This window comes from Variovorax sp. 22077, assembly GCF_052044195.1.
In the GTDB taxonomy this organism is placed as follows: domain Bacteria; phylum Pseudomonadota; class Gammaproteobacteria; order Burkholderiales; family Burkholderiaceae_C; genus Variovorax; species Variovorax atrisoli.
This window is the reverse complement of the sequence record NZ_JBQEQC010000004.1, coordinates 337,163-354,223: the sequence shown is the minus strand read 5'-3', so window position 1 is coordinate 354,223 and position 17,061 is coordinate 337,163. Positions and strand designations below refer to the sequence as shown.

General features: G+C 67.1%; 17 protein-coding genes. 13 read left to right on the top strand and 4 right to left on the bottom strand.

Going from position 1 to position 17,061, the window contains the following annotated elements:
• Positions 1 to 63 precede the first annotated feature (63 nt).
• A complete protein-coding gene (locus tag ACTJLF_RS08180) occupies positions 64 to 1,848 on the bottom strand; it encodes an acetolactate synthase 3 catalytic subunit (protein ID WP_019652984.1) in 1,785 nt (594 codons plus the stop codon).
• 280 nt (positions 1,849 to 2,128) lie between these two features.
• Here ACTJLF_RS08180 and ACTJLF_RS08175 point away from each other — a divergent pair, with 280 nt between their 5' ends.
• The 6 genes from ACTJLF_RS08175 to ACTJLF_RS08150 are packed head-to-tail and all read left to right on the top strand — an operon-like array spanning position 2,129 to position 5,586.
• Entirely contained in the window at positions 2,129 to 2,695 is a 567-nt protein-coding gene (locus ACTJLF_RS08175) for an RNA polymerase sigma factor (protein WP_019652985.1), read from the top strand.
• Positions 2,692 to 3,117: a DUF3619 family protein gene (locus ACTJLF_RS08170; RefSeq protein ID WP_019652986.1), complete on the top strand. Its 426-nt coding sequence runs from the start codon at positions 2,692 to 2,694 to the stop codon at positions 3,115 to 3,117. The genes ACTJLF_RS08175 and ACTJLF_RS08170 overlap by 4 nt, the downstream gene beginning before the upstream one ends.
• A gap of 57 nt (positions 3,118 to 3,174) precedes the next feature.
• Positions 3,175 to 3,981, top strand: a complete 807-nt coding sequence (locus tag ACTJLF_RS08165) for a DUF3106 domain-containing protein (protein ID WP_354408274.1) — start codon at positions 3,175 to 3,177, stop codon at positions 3,979 to 3,981.
• Positions 3,982 to 3,993: 12 nt separating this feature from the next.
• Positions 3,994 to 4,560 carry an RDD family protein gene (locus tag ACTJLF_RS08160; RefSeq protein WP_132750830.1) on the top strand — a complete coding sequence of 189 codons (567 nt, stop codon included), beginning with the start codon at positions 3,994 to 3,996 and terminating at the stop codon, positions 4,558 to 4,560.
• A complete protein-coding gene (locus ACTJLF_RS08155) occupies positions 4,557 to 4,964 on the top strand; it encodes a diacylglycerol kinase (protein WP_019652989.1) in 408 nt (135 codons plus the stop codon). The genes ACTJLF_RS08160 and ACTJLF_RS08155 overlap by 4 nt, the downstream gene beginning before the upstream one ends.
• A 31-nt stretch (positions 4,965 to 4,995) precedes the next feature.
• Complete coding sequence (locus ACTJLF_RS08150; RefSeq protein ID WP_019652990.1) at positions 4,996 to 5,586, top strand: TIGR00730 family Rossman fold protein; 591 nt, start codon at positions 4,996 to 4,998, stop codon at positions 5,584 to 5,586.
• Positions 5,587 to 5,715: 129 nt separating this feature from the next.
• On the opposite strand, the gene ACTJLF_RS08145 is transcribed toward ACTJLF_RS08150, so the two are convergent.
• Together ACTJLF_RS08145 and ACTJLF_RS08140 are read right to left on the bottom strand one after the other, a co-directional pair.
• Positions 5,716 to 6,054 carry a P-II family nitrogen regulator gene (locus ACTJLF_RS08145; RefSeq protein WP_019652991.1) on the bottom strand — a complete coding sequence of 113 codons (339 nt, stop codon included), beginning with the start codon at positions 6,052 to 6,054 and terminating at the stop codon, positions 5,716 to 5,718.
• Positions 6,051 to 7,748: an NAD+ synthase gene (locus ACTJLF_RS08140; protein ID WP_440882817.1), complete on the bottom strand. Its 1,698-nt coding sequence runs from the start codon at positions 7,746 to 7,748 to the stop codon at positions 6,051 to 6,053. The genes ACTJLF_RS08145 and ACTJLF_RS08140 overlap by 4 nt, the downstream gene beginning before the upstream one ends.
• A gap of 19 nt (positions 7,749 to 7,767) precedes the next feature.
• On the opposite strand from ACTJLF_RS08140, the gene ACTJLF_RS08135 reads away from it, so the two are divergent.
• The 3 genes from ACTJLF_RS08135 (at position 7,768) to ACTJLF_RS08125 (ending at position 10,477) form a co-directional block, all read left to right on the top strand.
• On the top strand, positions 7,768 to 8,922 hold the full coding sequence (locus ACTJLF_RS08135) for a GNAT family N-acetyltransferase (protein WP_126184267.1): 1,155 nt from the start codon (positions 7,768 to 7,770) through the stop codon (positions 8,920 to 8,922).
• Positions 8,923 to 8,985: 63 nt separating this feature from the next.
• Positions 8,986 to 9,738, top strand: a complete 753-nt coding sequence (locus tag ACTJLF_RS08130) for a hypothetical protein (protein ID WP_126184268.1) — start codon at positions 8,986 to 8,988, stop codon at positions 9,736 to 9,738.
• A gap of 97 nt (positions 9,739 to 9,835) precedes the next feature.
• A complete protein-coding gene (locus ACTJLF_RS08125; RefSeq protein ID WP_126184269.1) occupies positions 9,836 to 10,477 on the top strand; it encodes a lysozyme inhibitor LprI family protein in 642 nt (213 codons plus the stop codon).
• 23 nt (positions 10,478 to 10,500) lie between these two features.
• On the opposite strand, the gene ppa is transcribed toward ACTJLF_RS08125, so the two are convergent.
• Positions 10,501 to 11,028: an inorganic diphosphatase gene (gene ppa, locus ACTJLF_RS08120; RefSeq protein ID WP_019652996.1), complete on the bottom strand. Its 528-nt coding sequence runs from the start codon at positions 11,026 to 11,028 to the stop codon at positions 10,501 to 10,503.
• A gap of 254 nt (positions 11,029 to 11,282) precedes the next feature.
• On the opposite strand from ppa, the gene ACTJLF_RS08115 reads away from it, so the two are divergent.
• The 4 genes from ACTJLF_RS08115 (at position 11,283) to ACTJLF_RS08100 (ending at position 17,059) form a co-directional block, all read left to right on the top strand.
• Positions 11,283 to 13,799: a sodium-translocating pyrophosphatase gene (locus ACTJLF_RS08115; RefSeq protein WP_132799842.1), complete on the top strand. Its 2,517-nt coding sequence runs from the start codon at positions 11,283 to 11,285 to the stop codon at positions 13,797 to 13,799.
• A 162-nt stretch (positions 13,800 to 13,961) separates the two neighbouring features.
• Complete coding sequence (locus ACTJLF_RS08110) at positions 13,962 to 14,330, top strand: nuclear transport factor 2 family protein (RefSeq protein WP_132750824.1); 369 nt, start codon at positions 13,962 to 13,964, stop codon at positions 14,328 to 14,330.
• 61 nt (positions 14,331 to 14,391) lie between these two features.
• Positions 14,392 to 16,293 carry a YhgE/Pip domain-containing protein gene (locus ACTJLF_RS08105; RefSeq protein WP_132799839.1) on the top strand — a complete coding sequence of 634 codons (1,902 nt, stop codon included), beginning with the start codon at positions 14,392 to 14,394 and terminating at the stop codon, positions 16,291 to 16,293.
• Positions 16,294 to 16,336: 43 nt separating this feature from the next.
• Complete coding sequence (locus tag ACTJLF_RS08100; protein WP_132799836.1) at positions 16,337 to 17,059, top strand: MerR family transcriptional regulator; 723 nt, start codon at positions 16,337 to 16,339, stop codon at positions 17,057 to 17,059.
• Positions 17,060 to 17,061: the final 2 nt, after the last annotated feature.

The following is a 17,061-nucleotide window of genomic DNA, read 5'->3' as shown; positions in this document are numbered from 1 at the left end:
CTTGGCGGGCAATAGATTCGTCAGTAGTAAAGAGTTGAGCGAATGTCCGTTCCGTCGATCCGGTCAGAGATCTTCGGAACCCAGCAGCATCTCGGTGATGCCCATGCCGGCCTTCACCATCGGGAACACGTTCTCGGTCGGATCGGTACGGAAGTCCATGAACACCGTGCGGTCCTTGAGCTTGCGCGCCTCGCGCAGCGCCGGCTCCACGTCTTGTGGACGCTCGATCAGCATGCCGACGTGGCCATAGGCCTCGGCGAGCTTCACGAAGTTGGGCAGCGCATCCATGTAGCTGTGGCTGTAGCGGCCGGAGTATTCGATCTCCTGCCACTGGCGAACCATGCCCAGGTAGCGGTTGTTGAGCGAGCAGATCTTGATCGGCGTGTTGTACTGCAGGCAGGTGGAGAGTTCCTGGATGCACATCTGCACCGAGCCTTCGCCGGTGATGGTGAACACTTCCGAATCGGGCTTGGCGAGCTTGATGCCCATGGCATAGGGAATGCCCACGCCCATGGTGCCAAGGCCACCGGAGTTGATCCAGCGGCGCGGCTCGTCGAAGCGGTAGTACTGGGCGGCCCACATCTGGTGCTGGCCGACGTCCGACGTGATGTACGTGTCGGTGTCCTTGGTCATGTTCCAGAGGGTCTCGACCACGTACTGCGGCTTGATCACGTCCTTGTTGCCGCGGTCGTACTTCAGGCAGTCGCGCGAACGCCATGCCTCGATCGTCTTCCACCAGTCGGCCAATGCGCCAGCGTCGGGCTTGGTGGTGCTCTCGCGGATCATCGAGATCAGCTCGGTGAGCACGTCCTTCACGTCGCCGACGATCGGGATGTCGACCTTCACGCGCTTCGAGATGCTCGAGGGGTCGATGTCGACGTGGATGATCTTGCGTTCGTTCTGCGCGAAGTGCTTGGGGTTGCCGATCACGCGGTCGTCGAAGCGCGCGCCCACGGCCAGCAGCACGTCGCAGTTCTGCATCGCGTTGTTGGCTTCGATGGTGCCGTGCATGCCCAGCATGCCCAGGAATTTGCGGTCGCTCGCCGGATAGGCGCCCAGGCCCATCAGCGTGTTGGTGACCGGATAGCCCAGCATGTCGACCAGCGTGCGCAGTTCGTTGCAGGCGTTGCCCAGCAGCACGCCACCGCCGGTGTAGATGTAGGGGCGCTTGGCGGCCAGCAGCAGTTGCAGCGCCTTGCGGATCTGCCCGCCATGGCCCTTGCGCACCGGGTTGTACGAGCGCATCTCGACCTTGTCGGGATAGCCCGCATACGGAATCTTCTTGAACGAGACGTCCTTGGGCACGTCCACCACCACGGGGCCCGGACGGCCGCTGCGCGCGATGTGGAAGGCCTTCTTCATCGTCATGGCCAGATCCTTGGGATCCTTGACGAGGAAGTTGTGCTTGACGATGGGGCGGGTGATGCCGACCGTGTCGCATTCCTGGAAGGCGTCGAGGCCGATGGCTGCCGTTGGCACCTGGCCCGAGATGATCACCATCGGGATCGAGTCCATGTACGCCGTCGCGATGCCGGTGACTGCATTGGTCAGGCCGGGACCGGAAGTGACAAGCGCCACGCCGACCTCACCGGTGGCACGGGCGTAGCCGTCGGCAGCGTGGACGGCGGCCTGTTCATGGCGCACCAGCACATGCTGGATGGTGTCCTGCTTGTAGAAAGCGTCGTAGATATAGAGAACCGCGCCGCCCGGGTAGCCCCAGACGTACTGGACGCCTTCGGCCTGCAGTGCCTTCACCAGCACTTCGGCGCCCATGAGTTCTTGAGTCGAATTGCCTGCGCCAGCGGACGCAGCGGCTGCGGAGACGATTTCCGCCTTGGAGATTTCCATGATCAACCTTTGTTTATTTCGGGAACGAAATACCTTGGGTGCCCCTTGCCAACCCTTGTGAGGTCGCGCCAGGACTTGAGGCCAAAGCCATGGACGGACTGATGTTCCGCCGGACCGTGACCCGTTTGCCTTTTGACTTGCAAGGCGGATTATGACATTTCCGGGCGTTCATATTCGCTTCAGCTGCCTTGTAAAGCTACAAAGGCATAATCCGCGGCGATAAACGTAGCGATCGCTAGACCCCATTCCCACGCGGCGCGCCCTGCGCGCCCCCTCTCGCTTGGCCACTGAACAAGAACTCTCCGACTTCCTGAAAAGCGTCGAACGGCGCGCTTTCAAGCGCTCGGTCTACCACGTGCGGGATGAAGAAGCGGCCCTCGATATCGTGCAGGACAGCATGATGAAGCTGGCCCAGCACTACGGGGACAAGCCCGCGGCCGAGCTGCCGATGCTGTTCCAGCGCATCCTGTCGAATTGCACGCTTGACTGGTTCCGCCGCCAGAAGACCCGGCGCGCCCTGTTCTCCAACCTCAGCGATTTCGATTCGGTCGACGAAGACGGAGATTTCGATCTGCTGGAGAACTTCGTCTCGCCCGCCGACTCTAGGGAGGCGGAGAGCGCCGAAGACACCACCCGCCGCGCCCAGATCTTCAAGGAGATCGAGGAGCAGATCGCAGCTTTGCCGGGCCGTCAACGCGAGGCTTTCCTGATGCGTTACTGGGAGGAAATGGACGTCGCAGAGACGGCCGCTGCGATGGGCTGCTCCGAGGGCAGCGTCAAAACCCATTGCTCGCGAGCCGTCCACGCTCTGAGCAAGGCGCTCAAGGCCAAGGGAATATCGCTATGAACACTAAGGTTCCAACCTCGATCAACACCGTTGCCGAAGACCAGTTCGGCCAGCGTCTGGCAGCCCGCCTCTCGGCTGGCAACCAGGAACTGCCGCACGACATCGGCGAGCGGCTGCGCGTGGCGCGTGCGCAGGCTGTGGCGGCGCGCAAGCAGGCCCCGCAACTGAGGACCGCGCCTGCGGTGGTGCGCTCGGGCAACACGCTCACGATGGGCGGCAGCTGGTGGACTCGCATAGCATCGGTGGTGCCGCTGATCGCGCTCGTTGCGGGCCTGATCACCATCAGCGTGATGCAGGACGAGGACCGCGCCAGCGAACTGGCCGAAGTGGATTCCGCTCTGCTGACAGGCGATCTGCCCCCCGCCGCCTACACCGACCCCGGTTTTGCCCAATTCCTCAAGGCCGAAAACGCCTCCGACTGAACCTTCATCGATCGAATGCGACGTCGCACCTCTTCCAGCTTGAACAGCCCCCGCCCGTTGCGCCCGCTTCCGGCGGGCGCATTCATTTGGGCGGGCGCGTTCGCTGTCGCGGCCTTCGGCCTGACGCTCGCCTGCGCCCAGCCTCCTTCCGAGACCGCCTCGAAGGCGACTGGGAACCCGCCTTCGAGCACTTCGGCGTCGGCAAGCAGCCCCAAGGCCGTAGCCCCGACGAAGCCGCTGTGGAACGAACTCACGGCCGAGCAGCAGCAGGCGCTGAAGCCGCTGAGTTCGCACTGGAACACGCTGAACATCGGTCAGAAGAAGAAATGGCTGGCGCTGTCGCGCAACTTCGGCAGCATGTCGACGGAAGACCAGTCCACCCTCCACAGCCGGATGATCGAATGGGCCGCCCTGAGCAACCAGCAGCGCATCCAGGCCCGCCTGAACTTCGCCGAGGTGAAGCGCATTCCGGCCGATGAGCGCAAGCTCAAGTGGGAGCAATACCAGGCTCTGAGCGAGGAAGAAAAGCGCAAGCTGGCCGAGCGCGCCGCCGCCAAACCGCGCGGCGCCGCAATTCCCGTGCGACCGGTGTCTTCCCAGAAGCTGGTGCCGGTGCCTCCCATTGCGCCTGCCGGGCACTCGCCGCGGATCCTGCTCGCCCCTCCCCCTGCGCCGGCCGAGACGGTTCTGGTCGCCTCGCCTCCGGAACGTGCTCCCGCAGCGGCTGCCGCGGCGACACCGGCTGTTTCCGTCACGCCAGCCGCCCCGGCCTCCTCCGGCGCCACGGCACAGCCTGTTCCCGCAGAAGCCCAGGTGCCGGCACCATCGACGGCAGCGGATCAACCGTCGTCTTCCACCCCCTGAGCGCAGGCCTCGATGGTTTCCAGCCCCTCCGAAGCTTCGAGCTCCGATCAGCCCGCCTCGCCCAACCCTCTTGCTCCCAGCGCTCCTGTTTCGATAGTGCCCGGCCTCTGGCGCCGCATGGCCTGCTGGCTCTACGAGGGCATGCTGCTCTTTGCCGTGGTGTTCGTCTCGGGCTGGCTCTTCAGCACGCTGGGCCAGATGCGCGACGCGATGGATTCGCGGCGCCATCTCCTTCAGGCTTTTCTTTTCGTGGTATTCGGCGTGTACTTCGTCTGGTTCTGGACCAAGGGCCAGACCCTCGCCATGAAGACCTGGAACATCCGCATCGTCGACGTTCACGGCCAACCCGTGAGCCAGCGCCGCGCGCTCGCGCGCTACCTGCTGAGCTGGGTCTGGTTCCTGCCGCCGCTGGCCGCCATCGCGCCCTTCAAGCTCTCGGGCGGCGAGTCGACCGTGCTGATCTTCGGCTGGGTGGCCGTCTGGGCCGTTCTGGCACGCTTTCACCCCGACCGCCAGTTCTGGCATGACGCCTGGGCCGGTACACGGCTCATCACCTCCAAACCGATGAGCCGCCGATGAGTGCCGTGCCGAAGCTTCCCGATCCCGCCGTCAACCCGCAGAAGGCCCGCAAGGGCCTCGATCGCGTCTGGCATGCCACGCTGATCTCCCTGCACGGCCTGCGCGCCGGCTGGAGCGAGCCCGCCTTCCGCCAGGAAGCCATCCTGTCGATCGTGATGATCCCGGCAGCCTTCTGGCTGGGGCGCAGTTGGGTCGAGGTCGCGCTGCTCGCCGGCAGCGCCGTGCTCGTGATGATCGTGGAGCTTCTCAACACCGCCGTGGAGGCCGCCATCGACCGCATCGGGCCCGAGTGGCACGACCTCTCCAAGCGCGCCAAGGACATGGGCAGCGCCGCCGTGCTGCTTTCGCTGACGCTTTGCGCAGGGATCTGGGCAGCGGCGCTGTGGCAACGCTTCATGTCATGAGGCAGCCCATCGGCTGCGGCATGATGGCGGGATGACTCCCGAATTTTCGATCTGTGTGTACTGCGGCTCGCGCCCCGGCGAGCGCCCTGAATTCACCCAAGCCGCCCAGGCCGTCGGCCAATGGATCGGCCGGCATCGCGGCCAGCTTGTCTACGGCGGTGGCCGAACCGGCCTGATGGGCACGGTGGCCGAGGCCACCCGCCAGGCCGGCGGCCGTGTCGTTGGCATCATCCCCAAGGCGCTGGTCGACAAGGAACTGGCCAATCCCCTTTGCGACGAGCTCCACGTGGTCGACACCATGCACGAGCGCAAGGCCATGATGGGCGAGCGCGCCGACGCCTTCGTCGCCCTGCCGGGCGGCATCGGCACGTTCGAGGAACTGTTCGAGATCTGGACCTGGCGCCAGCTCGGCTACCACGACAAGCCCACCGGCATCCTCAACACCGCCGGCTACTACGACGGCCTGCTCGCCTTCCTGGCGCACAGCGTGCGCGAGGGCTTCATGGGCGAATGGCAGATGGAACTGATCCGCACCGGCACCGACGTGACCGAACTGCTCACGGCGCTGCGCGCCGAAGTACCGCTGCACGCGCGCGGAGACCGCCTCTCGGAAAACCTCTGACCTCGGACAGCCCCGGGGGAAGTCAATCCAGAAACACCGAGGAACCGGCTCCGCCGGGCCTCAGGTGTTGCCCCCGGAAGGGGGTTGGCGCAGCGACACGAAGTCGCGCGCAGCCTGGGGGCGAACCAATCAAACAGCGTTCTCGTTCTCTTCGCCGGTACGGATGCGCACGATGCGCTCCACGGCGGTCACGAAGATCTTGCCGTCGCCGATCTTTCCGGTGCGCGCGGAATTGACGATGGCTTCGATGCAGCGCTCCACGTCGGCCTCGTTGACGACCACTTCGACCTTCATCTTGGGAAGGAAGTCGACGACGTATTCGGCGCCGCGGTAGAGCTCGGTGTGCCCCTTCTGGCGGCCGAAGCCCTTGACTTCGGTCACTGTCAGGCCGGTGACGCCCACTTCGGCCAAGGCCTCGCGCACGTCCTCGAGCTTGAAGGGTTTGACGATGGCGGTGATCTGCTTCATGGTTTTTGCGCTCCGGCGGTTTCGTTGAATTTGCTGGTGATAGGGTAACGCCAATCCTTGCCGAAGCTTCGGTGGGTGACCCGGATGCCTACCGGCGCCTGGCGCCGCTTGTACTCATTGATCTTGATCAGCCGCGCGACCCGCTCGACCACCGCGCGCTCGTAGCCGGCCGAAATGATCTCGTCGATGCCCTCGTCGTCCTGCATGTAGCGTGCCAGGATCCCGTCGAGGATGTCGTAGGGCGGGAGGCTGTCCTGGTCGGTCTGGTCGGGCCGGAGCTCGGCGCTCGGGGGGCGCGTGATGATCCGCTCGGGGATCGGCTCGCTACCCGTGCCGTACGGGTCGTGGGCATTGCGCCAGCGCGCCAGGGCGAAAACAGTGGTCTTGAGCAGGTCCTTGATGACCGCGAAGCCCCCTGCCATGTCGCCGTACAGCGTGCAGTAGCCGGTGGCCATCTCGCTCTTGTTGCCCGTGGTCAGCACGATGGAGCCGAACTTGTTCGACAGCCCCATCAGCAGCGTGCCGCGGATGCGGGCCTGGATGTTCTCCTCGGCCGTGTCCTCGGGCCGGCCCTTGAACTCCTCCGCCAGCGCGCCCTTGAAGGACTCGAAGGTGTGCCTGATGGAAATCTCGTCGTAGCGCACGCCCAGGCGGCCGGCCATGTCGCGTGCGTCGATCCAGCTGATGTCGGCGGTGTAGGGCGAAGGCATCATCACCGCTCGGACCTTGTCCTTGCCCAGTGCATCGACCGCGATCGCGAGCACCAGCGCGGAGTCGATGCCACCCGAAAGCCCCAGGATGGCGCCCGGAAACCCGTTCTTGCCGATGTAGTCGCGCACGCCGAGCACCAGGGCATCCCAGAGCTGAGCCTCGGCGTCGCGCGGGGGGGCGACGGCGCCCGGCTCCGCGACGAAGCCCACGCCGCCCTGCGGCTTGCGCTCCAGCTGCACGAAAACCAGCTTCTCCCGGAAACTCTCGGCCTGCATGGCGGTGGCGCCGTCGGCCTGCAGCGCGAAGGAAGCACCGTCGAAAACCACCTCGTCCTGCCCGCCCACCAGGTGCGCGTAGACCAGCGGCAGCCCGACCGCACGCGCCCGGTCGGCCATGCGCGCGACGCGCTCGCCCTCCTTGCCGACGTGGTAGGGCGAGGCGTTGATCACCGCCAGCACCTCGGCGCCGCCATCGCGCGCCAGTTCCGCCGGCTGGTCGAACCAGGCGTCCTCGCAGATCAGCAGGCCGACCGAGACGCCCTCCACCTCGAACACGCAGGTGCCCTGCCCCGGCGTGAAGTAGCGGCGCTCATCGAACACCTGGTAGTTGGGCAGCTCGCGCTTGGCGTAGGTCTCGAGGATGCGGCCTTCCTTGATGACGCTGGCCGCGTTGTGGCGCATCTGCACGGCCACCGAGCGGCTGCGCAGGCTGCCGCCCGTCGGATGCCCCACCACCACGACCATGTCTTTGAGGTCGGCCAGAGCGGCGGCGATGCCTTTCACGGCATCATCACAGGCTTCGGTGAAGGCGGGGCGCAGGAACAGGTCCTCCGCAGCGTAGCCGGCAATCGAGAGTTCGGGCGTCAGCAGGAGGCGCGCACCCTGGGCATGGGCTTCGCGCGCGGCATCGACGATCTTCTTCGCGTTGCCGGCGAGGTCGCCCACCACAAAATTGAGTTGCGCGATGGCGAGCTTGAGCGTCATACAGAAGGAAGAAAAAGGCTTGAACGATTATGTCATTCGGGTTCTGCCGTCTCCGTCGGACGTGAGCCCGGAAGCGTGGAACGCGCTGCTCGCCGCCCAGGCCGAGCCGTCGCCCTTCATGCGCCACGAATACCTCTCGGCTCTGACGGACAGCCGCAGCGCCACGCCCGACAGCGGCTGGCTGCCGCAGTTCGTCACGCTGTGGCAGGGCGAGCAGTTGCAGGCCGCGTGCCCGCTATACGTCAAAGACCATTCCTACGGCGAATACGTCTTCGACTGGGCCTGGGCCAATGCCTACGAGCAGCATGGGCTGGCCTACTACCCGAAGGCGGTGGTGGCGGTGCCTTTCACGCCGGTGCCCGGTGCACGGCTGCTGGCGCGCGATGCCGAGAGCCGCACTTTGCTGGTGCAGGGGCTGATCGCGCTGTGCAAGCAGCTCGAACTGTCGTCGCTGCACCTGCTGTTCGGCGCCGACGCGGACATCGCCGCCTGCACCGAGGCGGGCCTCATGCTGCGCAACACGGTGCAGTTCCATTGGACGAACGCGCAATACGCCGATTTCGACGCCTTCCTCGCCAGCCTCTCCCACGACAAGCGCAAGAAGATCCGCCAGGAGCGCCGCAAGGTGGCCGACGCCGGGGTGCGCTTTCGCTGGTCGCGCGGCGCCGACATCGGCAAGGCCGACTGGGATTTCTTCTACCGCTGCTACGAACGCACCTACCGCGAGCACGGCAACCCGCCCTACCTCACGCGCGACTTCTTCCGGCGCATGGCCGACACGATGCCCGAGGCCTGGCTGCTCTTCGTCGCCGAGCGCGACGGCAAGCCCATGGCGAGCAGCCTGATCGCACTCTCCACGGAACCCGACAGCCCCCTGGTCGCCTACGGTCGCTACTGGGGCGCGCTGGAGCGCGTCGACTGCCTGCATTTCGAGGCCTGCTACTACCAGCCGCTGGCCTGGTGCATCGAGCACGGCGCGCAGCGCTTCGAAGGCGGTGCCCAGGGCGAGCACAAGATGGCGCGGGCGCTGATGCCGGTGAAGACCACCAGCGCGCACTGGCTGGCGCATCCGTCCTTCGCCGACGCAGTGGAGCGCTTCCTCGAACGCGAGGGGGCGGGCATCGAGAACTACATGGACCATCTGGGAGAGCGCAGCCCCTTCAAGTCAGGTTGAGCTGCAATTCGGCGCTGCTATAAAAGCGCCGACATCCACAACAATCCAGAGAGGAAGAACTCGATGCCATTCATCGGACTGGGCCTGCACGTCCTCATCGCGCTGTTCTTTGCCGTGCATGCGATGCGCCACGGCAAGCAGATGTACTGGCTGCTGATCCTGTTCAGCTTTCCGCTTCTCGGCAGCATCGTGTACTTCGTGGTCGAGTACCTGCCGGCCTCGCGCATGCAGCGCACCGCGGGCAAGGTGGCGAACGCGGCCATCGGCTTCATCGACCCCGAGCGTGAGTACCGCGCCGCCGCCGAGGCCTACGACCTCGCGCCCACGGCACAGAACAAGCTGCGCCTCGCCAAGGCCGCGCTCGACAGGGGCCAGGCCGCCGACGCGGTCGGCCACTACCGCGACGCACTGAAGGGCCCGCTGGCTTCCGACCCGGAACTGCAGTTCGGCCTCGCCAGCGCCCTGCTCGCGGCGGGTGGCGCCACCGCCGGGCGCGACGCCCTTCAGGCCCTGCAGACGCTGCGCTCCACGCGCGACGACTACCGCAAGGACGAAGTGGCAGTGCTCATCGCCCGCGCCCTCGCCGCCGACGGCCAGCAGGCGGAGGCGCGCCAGGCCTTCGAGGATGCGCTGAGCCGCTACAACACCGTCGAGGCCCGCGCCCGCTACATCGCATGGCTCGCCCAGCAAGGCGACGCCGCCGGCGCGCAACGCCATTGGGACGAGCTCCAGCAGGCCGCGCGCCACTGGAACTCGCACGCACGTTCGGTCAATCGCGAATGGATGCAGTTGGCCGGCGACGCCGTCCGGGGCTGAGCGTTCTCTGTCCAAGGGCATAGCGCCCTTGTCCGTTTGGCACATCGACGGCGTGTCCGCCCTCTCCTAGCATTCGCTTCGAGGAGAGAACCCCAGCATGCAGACATCCACACGCCGGGCCGTCGCGGCACTCTGCTTCATCGCAGCCGGGCCCTGGGCGTCGGCCACCAGCTTCGATTGCTCCAAGGCCGGCAACGCCACCGAGAAGGCGATCTGCGCCGACGCCGGACTCTCGCGGCAGGACGAAGCGATGGCCGCGCTCTACAAGCGGCAGGCCGAGATGCCCGGCACGGGCCAGTGGCCTGCCATCCTGAAACGGGACCAGCGCGACTGGATCGCGGTGCGCAATCGCGAATGCAAGGCGAACACGGAGTGCCTGAAGCAGGACTATGAGCGGCGCATCAGCTATCTCAGCCACCCTCTTCTCCAGTGGATGGGCCGCTATGTGGAGGGCCGCTGCCCGCGGGACGGCCGCTTCCTCGACGTGACGCCCGAGGTGGGCGGCACGCTGAGCATCGATCTCTACATCTGCCCCGATTCGCGCGGGAACATGCTGCTGCAGGGCAAGAACGTGCTCGACGGGCAGCGGCGCCTCGTGGTGCAGGAGTCCGGGCGTTGCACCCGCACCCTCCAGTTCGATACCGACCGCGTCACCGTCTCCGACGGGCCGGGCTGCGCACCTGCGCTGGCCGGCAGCTTCGCTCGCGACCCGCGGCGCTCGCCCTTCGAGAACGAATAGGCGAGCTTTTTACTTTCAGCTTCTTACTTCTTGTAGTTGGCCACGCCGTCCATGATTTCCTTCCTGGCCGAGTCGATGCCTTCCCAGCCCAGCACCTTGACCCACTTGCCCGCTTCCAGGTCCTTGTAGTGCTCGAAGAAGTGGCTGATGGCCTTCAGGCGCATCGGGTTCACGTCGTCCACCGACTTCCAGTGGCTGTAGATCGGCAGCACCTTGTCGGTGGGCACGGCGAGCACCTTGCCGTCGACGCCGGCTTCGTCTTCCATCATCAGGATGCCCAGGGGACGACACGGCACCACCACGCCCGGCAGTAGCGGGTACGGCGCGATCACCAGCACGTCGACCGGGTCGCCGTCGCCCGACAGGGTCTGCGGCACGTAGCCGTAGTTGGCGGGGTAGTACATGGCCGTCGTCATGAAGCGGTCAACGAAGATCGCGCCCGATTCCTTGTCCACCTCGTACTTGATCGGGTCGGCGTTCATCGGGATTTCGATCACGACGTTGAAGGCGTCGGGCAGGTTCTTGCCGGGGGAAACTTTGTCGAAGGACATGACGTTTTTCGAGTAGTTGAAAAGTATGAGAGGGACGGGGACAAACCCTGAGTTTACTTTCCGTGTCACCGGCCGGTCGCACACGCATCTGTTTTTGCCTGTAAATTGCAACCGTTGGCCAATCGGCTCCGCACCCCGGTGCAGCGAGCTTCGAGGAAGCAACGCGGCGGAAATCACGGTCCCGTACGCGTTGCACGCAAGGGCCCGTGCTGTCCGTCTCCACTAGTCACAACGAACGAATGGAGAAGCAAAGCATGATCGGCAACACCCCCCTGATACTGGCCATCGTCTGCGGTCTCGTCGCCGTGGCCTACGGTTTCTGGGCCCGAAGTTGGATTCTGGCGAAGGACGCGGGCAACGCCCGCATGCAGGAGATCGCGGCGGCCATCCAGGCCGGCGCCTCGGCCTACCTCGCCAAGCAGTACAGCACCATCGCCGTCGTCGGCATCGTGCTCGCCATCCTGATCGCCGTCTTCCTCGACCTCACCACCGCCGCCGGCTTCATCGTGGGCGCGGTGCTTTCCGGAGCCTGCGGCTTCATCGGCATGAACGTGTCGGTGCGCGCCAACGTGCGCACCGCGCAGGCCGCTACCCACGGCATCGGTCCGGCGCTCGACGTCGCGTTCCGCGGCGGCGCCATCACCGGCATGCTGGTGGTCGGGCTGGGCCTGCTGGGCGTGTCGGCCTTCTACTGGGTGCTGATCGGCAGCGGGACGCCGGCTGCGGGGCACAGCCTGTCGGCGGTGCTCAATCCGCTCATCGGCTTCGCCTTCGGCTCCTCGCTGATCTCGATCTTCGCGCGACTGGGCGGCGGCATCTTCACCAAGGGCGCCGACGTCGGCGCCGACCTGGTGGGCAAGGTGGAGGCCGGCATCCCCGAGGACGATCCGCGCAACCCCGCCGTGATCGCCGACAACGTGGGCGACAACGTCGGCGACTGCGCCGGCATGGCCGCCGACCTGTTCGAAACCTATGCCGTGACGCTGATCGCCACCATGGTGCTGGGCGCGCTGATGGTCGCGGCGGCGCCCACCAACGCGGTGCTCTACCCGCTGGCGCTGGGCGGGGTGTCGATCATCGCGTCGATCATCGGCTGCTTCTTCGTGAAGGCGTCGCCGGGCATGGTCAACGTGATGCCGGCGCTTTACAAGGGGCTGGCGGTGTCGGGCATCCTGTCGCTGATCGCCTTCTGGTTCGTCACCAGCTGGCTGATCCCGGACAACGCGATCGCCGCGAGCGGCAGCCAGCTCAAGCTGTTCGGCGCCTGCTTCGTCGGTCTGGCGCTGACGGCCGCGCTGGTGTGGATCACCGAGTACTACACCGGCACGCAGTACAAGCCCGTTCGGCACATCGCGCAGGCATCGACCACGGGCCACGGCACCAACATCATCGCGGGCCTGGGCGTGTCGATGCGCTCCACGGCCTGGCCGGTGATCTTCGTTTGCATCGCGATCCTGGCGGCCTACTCGCTGGCCGGCCTCTACGGCATCGCGGTGGCCGCCACGTCGATGCTGAGCATGGCCGGCATCGTGGTCGCGCTCGACGCCTACGGCCCCATCACCGACAACGCCGGCGGCATCGCCGAGATGAGCGAACTGCCCGACAGCGTGCGCGCCGTGACCGACCCGCTCGACGCGGTCGGCAACACCACCAAGGCCGTGACCAAGGGCTACGCCATCGGCTCGGCGGGCCTGGCCTCGCTGGTGCTCTTCGCCGACTACACGCACAAGCTGGAGAGCTTCGGCCAGGCGATCAGCTTCAACCTGAGCGACCCGATGGTGATCGTGGGCCTGTTCATCGGCGGCCTGATCCCCTACCTCTTCGGTGCGATGGCCATGGAGGCCGTGGGCCGCGCAGCCGGCGCGGTGGTGGAGGAAGTGCGCCGCCAGTTCCGCGACATCCCCGGCATCATGGAAGGCACCGGCAAGCCCGAGTACGGCAAGGCCGTGGGCATGCTGACCGGCGCGGCCATCAAGGAAATGATGATCCCCTCGCTGCTGCCGGTTCTGGTGCCGATCATCGTCGGCCTGGTGCTCGGGCCGAAGGCGCTGGGCGGGCTGCTGATGGGCACCATCGTCACGGGCCTGTTCGTCGCCATCAGCATGTGCACCGGCGGCGGCGCCTGGGACAACGCCAAGAAGTACATCGAGGACGGCCACTTCGGCGGCAAGGGCAGCGAGACGCACAAGGCCGCCGTCACCGGCGACACCGTGGGCGACCCCTACAAGGACACGGCCGGACCGGCGGTGAACCCGCTGATCAAGATCATCAACATCGTGGCACTGCTCATCGTGCCGCTGGTGGTGAAGTTCCATGCGGGCGATGCGGCTGCGGCGGCACCTGCGAAGGTGGAGACGCCGCCCGCCGCCGCTGCACCGGCGGCCATGGCCCCGTCGACACCCGCGGCAACGGTCGCATCGGGTGCCGTATCGGCAGCCGAAGCCGCCGCGGTGAAGGTGGAGAACGGCGTCGTGAAGTTCTACTTCGCGACTGCCAGCGCCGAGGTGGCGCCCAACGCCAAGGAGGCGCTGGCCGACGTCATCAAGGCCGTGCAGAGCGGCAGCACCGTGCTCGTGAGCGGCTACCACGACGCCAGCGGCGACCCGGCCAAGAACGCCGAGCTCGCCAAGCAGCGCGCGATGGCCGTGAGCGATGCGCTCAAGGCCGCCGGTGCGCCCGAGGACAAGATTGAGCTGGCCAAGCCGGAGCAGTCGCAGGCCGACGGGCCTCCTGCCGAGGCTCGCCGCGTCGAAGTCAAAGTAAAGTCATGAGATGACGCTCCCCCAGGCTTCGCGCGGTTTGCGTCGCTACGCCGGCCCCCTCGCCGGGCCCACACCTGCGGCCCGGCAGTGCCGGTTCCGCGGTGTCTCGCGCACGGCCTGCTCGAGCCTTGCATGTCACTGAAGGCGCGTTGCGCCATGGACCACTGAAAGATGCCCACGACCGAACGACTCGAATCATTCATCGCCGCCGTCGAAGGCGGCGCGCATGCCAAGGCCATCGAGGACTACTACACCGAAGACGCCACCATGCGCGAGAACCAGGCCGAACCGCGGCGCGGCCGCAGCACGCTGGTGGCCCAGGAAACCGCCGTGCTGGAGCGCACCGAGTCGGTGGTCTCCACCTGCGTTCGGCCGGTGCTGGTGAACGGCGACCACGTCGCGATCCACTGGATCTTCGAGTTCAGGTTCAAGGGCGGCGGCAGGATGCGCATGGAGGAGATCGCCTGGCAGCGCTGGGAGGGCGAGCGCATCGCCGAGGAGCAGTTCTTCTACGACCCCGCCCAGCGAAAGCCGGGCTGACCGGGACCCTCCCCGACCGCTCCATCCACCGCCATGGCGCTGCTGCCAGTCTCCTAGCCCCATGCGATACCTCCATGCCCTGTTCGCCGGCACCTGGGCCATCGCCCGGGCCGAGGTGGCGATCGTGCGGCGCTTTCCGCGCATCCTGCTGGCCGTGGCGGCGGTGGGCGTGGTGCCCGCGATCTATGCGCTGATCTATCTCTCGAGCGTGTGGGACCCGGCCGGCCACACATCCGACCTGCCCGCCGCCATCGTCAACCAGGACCGGGGCGTGACCTACATGTCGCGCACGGTCAACGTGGGCGACGAGCTCACGCGCACCCTGCTCGACAAGCGCGCCTTCGGCTTCCGCACGATGACCGACACCGAAGCGGCACGCGCCGAGGTGCGGCGGGGCACGCTGGCCTTCGCGCTGCTGATCCCGCCCGACTTCAGCGCCAACGCGGTGCCCGGCGCGCAGCGCGGTGCGGGACAGATCGTGGTCTACACCTCCGAAGGCAACAACTACAGCTCGGCCGGCCTGGCGCGGCGCTTCGCGGGCGAACTGGGGCACCAGGTCAACGAGATGCTCAACGAGCAGCGCTGGGGCCTGGTGCTGAATGCCGCCTCGGGCTCGCAGGCGCGGCTCGACAAGCTCAAGCAGGCCCTGATGGAGCTGCGCGACGGCAGCCAGGCGCTGGCCAGCGGCGCTGCCCAGTACGGCGCAGCCGCACAGCAGGTGGGCAGCGGGTTCAAGCAGGTCAACGGCGGCATCCGCACCATCGAATCGAAGCTGCCGGCGGATGCCGACCTGCGCGCGCTCAAGGCCGGCTCGCAGCAGCTGGCGGCGGGCCAGCGCGAACTCGGCAGCGGACTCGCGCAGATCGGCGACGGGCTCGAGCAGCTCGAAGGCGGCGCCGGGCAGCTCGGCGACGGCGCGCGCCGGATGCAGAAGGACACGGCCGACATTCCCTTCGTGGGCGAGCGCATCGCCAAGGGTGCTGGCGAGCTCGCGGCGGGCGCCGACAAGCTGCGCGGAGGCATCGAGCAGGCGCAGGCCGCCATGACCAAGGCGCAGGACGGCAGCCGCAAGCTCGCGACCGGCGCGACCGCTCTCGACGGCGGCGTGGGCAAGCTCACCGACGGCATGGCGGCGCTGGCGGCGGGCGTCCACACCATGTCTGGCAGGCTGCCGCCCGACCGCAAGCTCGACGAGTTCGTGCAGGGCGGCGTGCAGCTCGCCCAGGGCGCGGAGCGGCTTTCGACCGGCGTGCGCACCATCGAGGCCGCCCTGCCCGCCTCGATCACCCGCATCCAGGGCAGCGCCTCGGGGCTGGCGGACTCGGTCGAGCCCAAGGTGGAGGTGGTGGCGCCGGTGGCCAACAACGGCAGCGCCTTCGTGCCCAACATGGTGTCGGTGGCGCTGTGGATCGGCGCGGTGATGGCGGGCTACCTGTTCAACATCCGCATCGTGCTGTCGGACCACAGCCACTACCCCAAGCTCGCGAAGACGCTGGGCAAGATCACCATGCCGGCGCTGATCGTGCTGCTGCAGGTGGCGCTGGTGCTGGCCACGCTGGTGGGCGTGCTCCAGGTGCAGGCCCCGGACGTGCCGGCCCTGGCCTTGACGATGGCGCTGGCCTCGCTGGTGTTCCTGGTGGTGCTGTTCGCGATCCTGCACGTGTTCGGCGACTTCGGCCGCATCCTCACCGTGCTGCTGCTGACGCTGCAGCTGTCGGCCGGCGGCGGCGTGCTGCCGGTGGAGCTTTCGGCCGGCTTCTTCCGCGACGTGCATGGCTGGCTGCCCTTCAGCTGGGTGGTGCAGGCCTTCCGCGCCGTGATGTTCGGCGCCTTCGACAATGGCTGGGCGCATGCCTGCGGGGCCGTGCTGCTGTCGGGCGCGGTGGCCGTCGGGCTGATGGCGATCTTCGGCAAGTGGAACGAAGTGCTGCCGGCGGACTACAAGCCGACGATCCAGGTCTAGGGCTCAACATGTGACATCAATGATGTAACATTCAATCTGTCACATGAACACGCCAGCCGCCACCGATGCCGCCCAGGAACTCTCCGTCGAGGAGCTGGCCGCGCGCACCGGCGTGACGGTGCGCAACATCCGCGCCTACACCACCGCCGGCCTGCTGCCGCCGCCCAGGCTGCGCGGACGGCTCGGCCTGTATGGCGACGAGCATGCGCAGCGCCTGGCGCTGATCCGCGAACTGCGCGACCAGGGCTTCGGCATAGAAGCCATCCGCCGCATCTTCGACCGCGCGCCGGCCTCGGCCTGGCGCGACCTCGTGGCCGTTGCCCGGTCCGTCTCGGGCAGCCTCTTCGCCGAGGAAAAGCCGGTGGTGGTCTCGGCCGACGCGCTGGCCGCCAAGTGGAAGGGCCAGATGACGCCCGCCCTGCTCGCCCGCGCCACCAAGGCCGGCCTCATGCGCGAACTGCCCGACGGCCAGGTGCAGATGCTCAGCCCCGCGCTCGGCCAGATCGCCGAGCAGCTTGCCGCCCTGGGCCTGCCGCTGGAAGAGGCCATCCGCATGCAGGAGACCATGGCCCGCACGCTGCGCACCGTGGCGCGCCACTGGCTGCGCACCCTGGCCGACAACCTGCTGAGCAGCGACGCCATCGACGCCGGGCGCGCAACCCAGCTGCTCGAACAGGCCCGGGGCCTCGCCACCGGCGCGGTGCAGGCCGCGTTCCCCGTGATCCTGCAGCAGGAGCTCGACGCCCTGCTGCGCAAGACCGCCTGAAC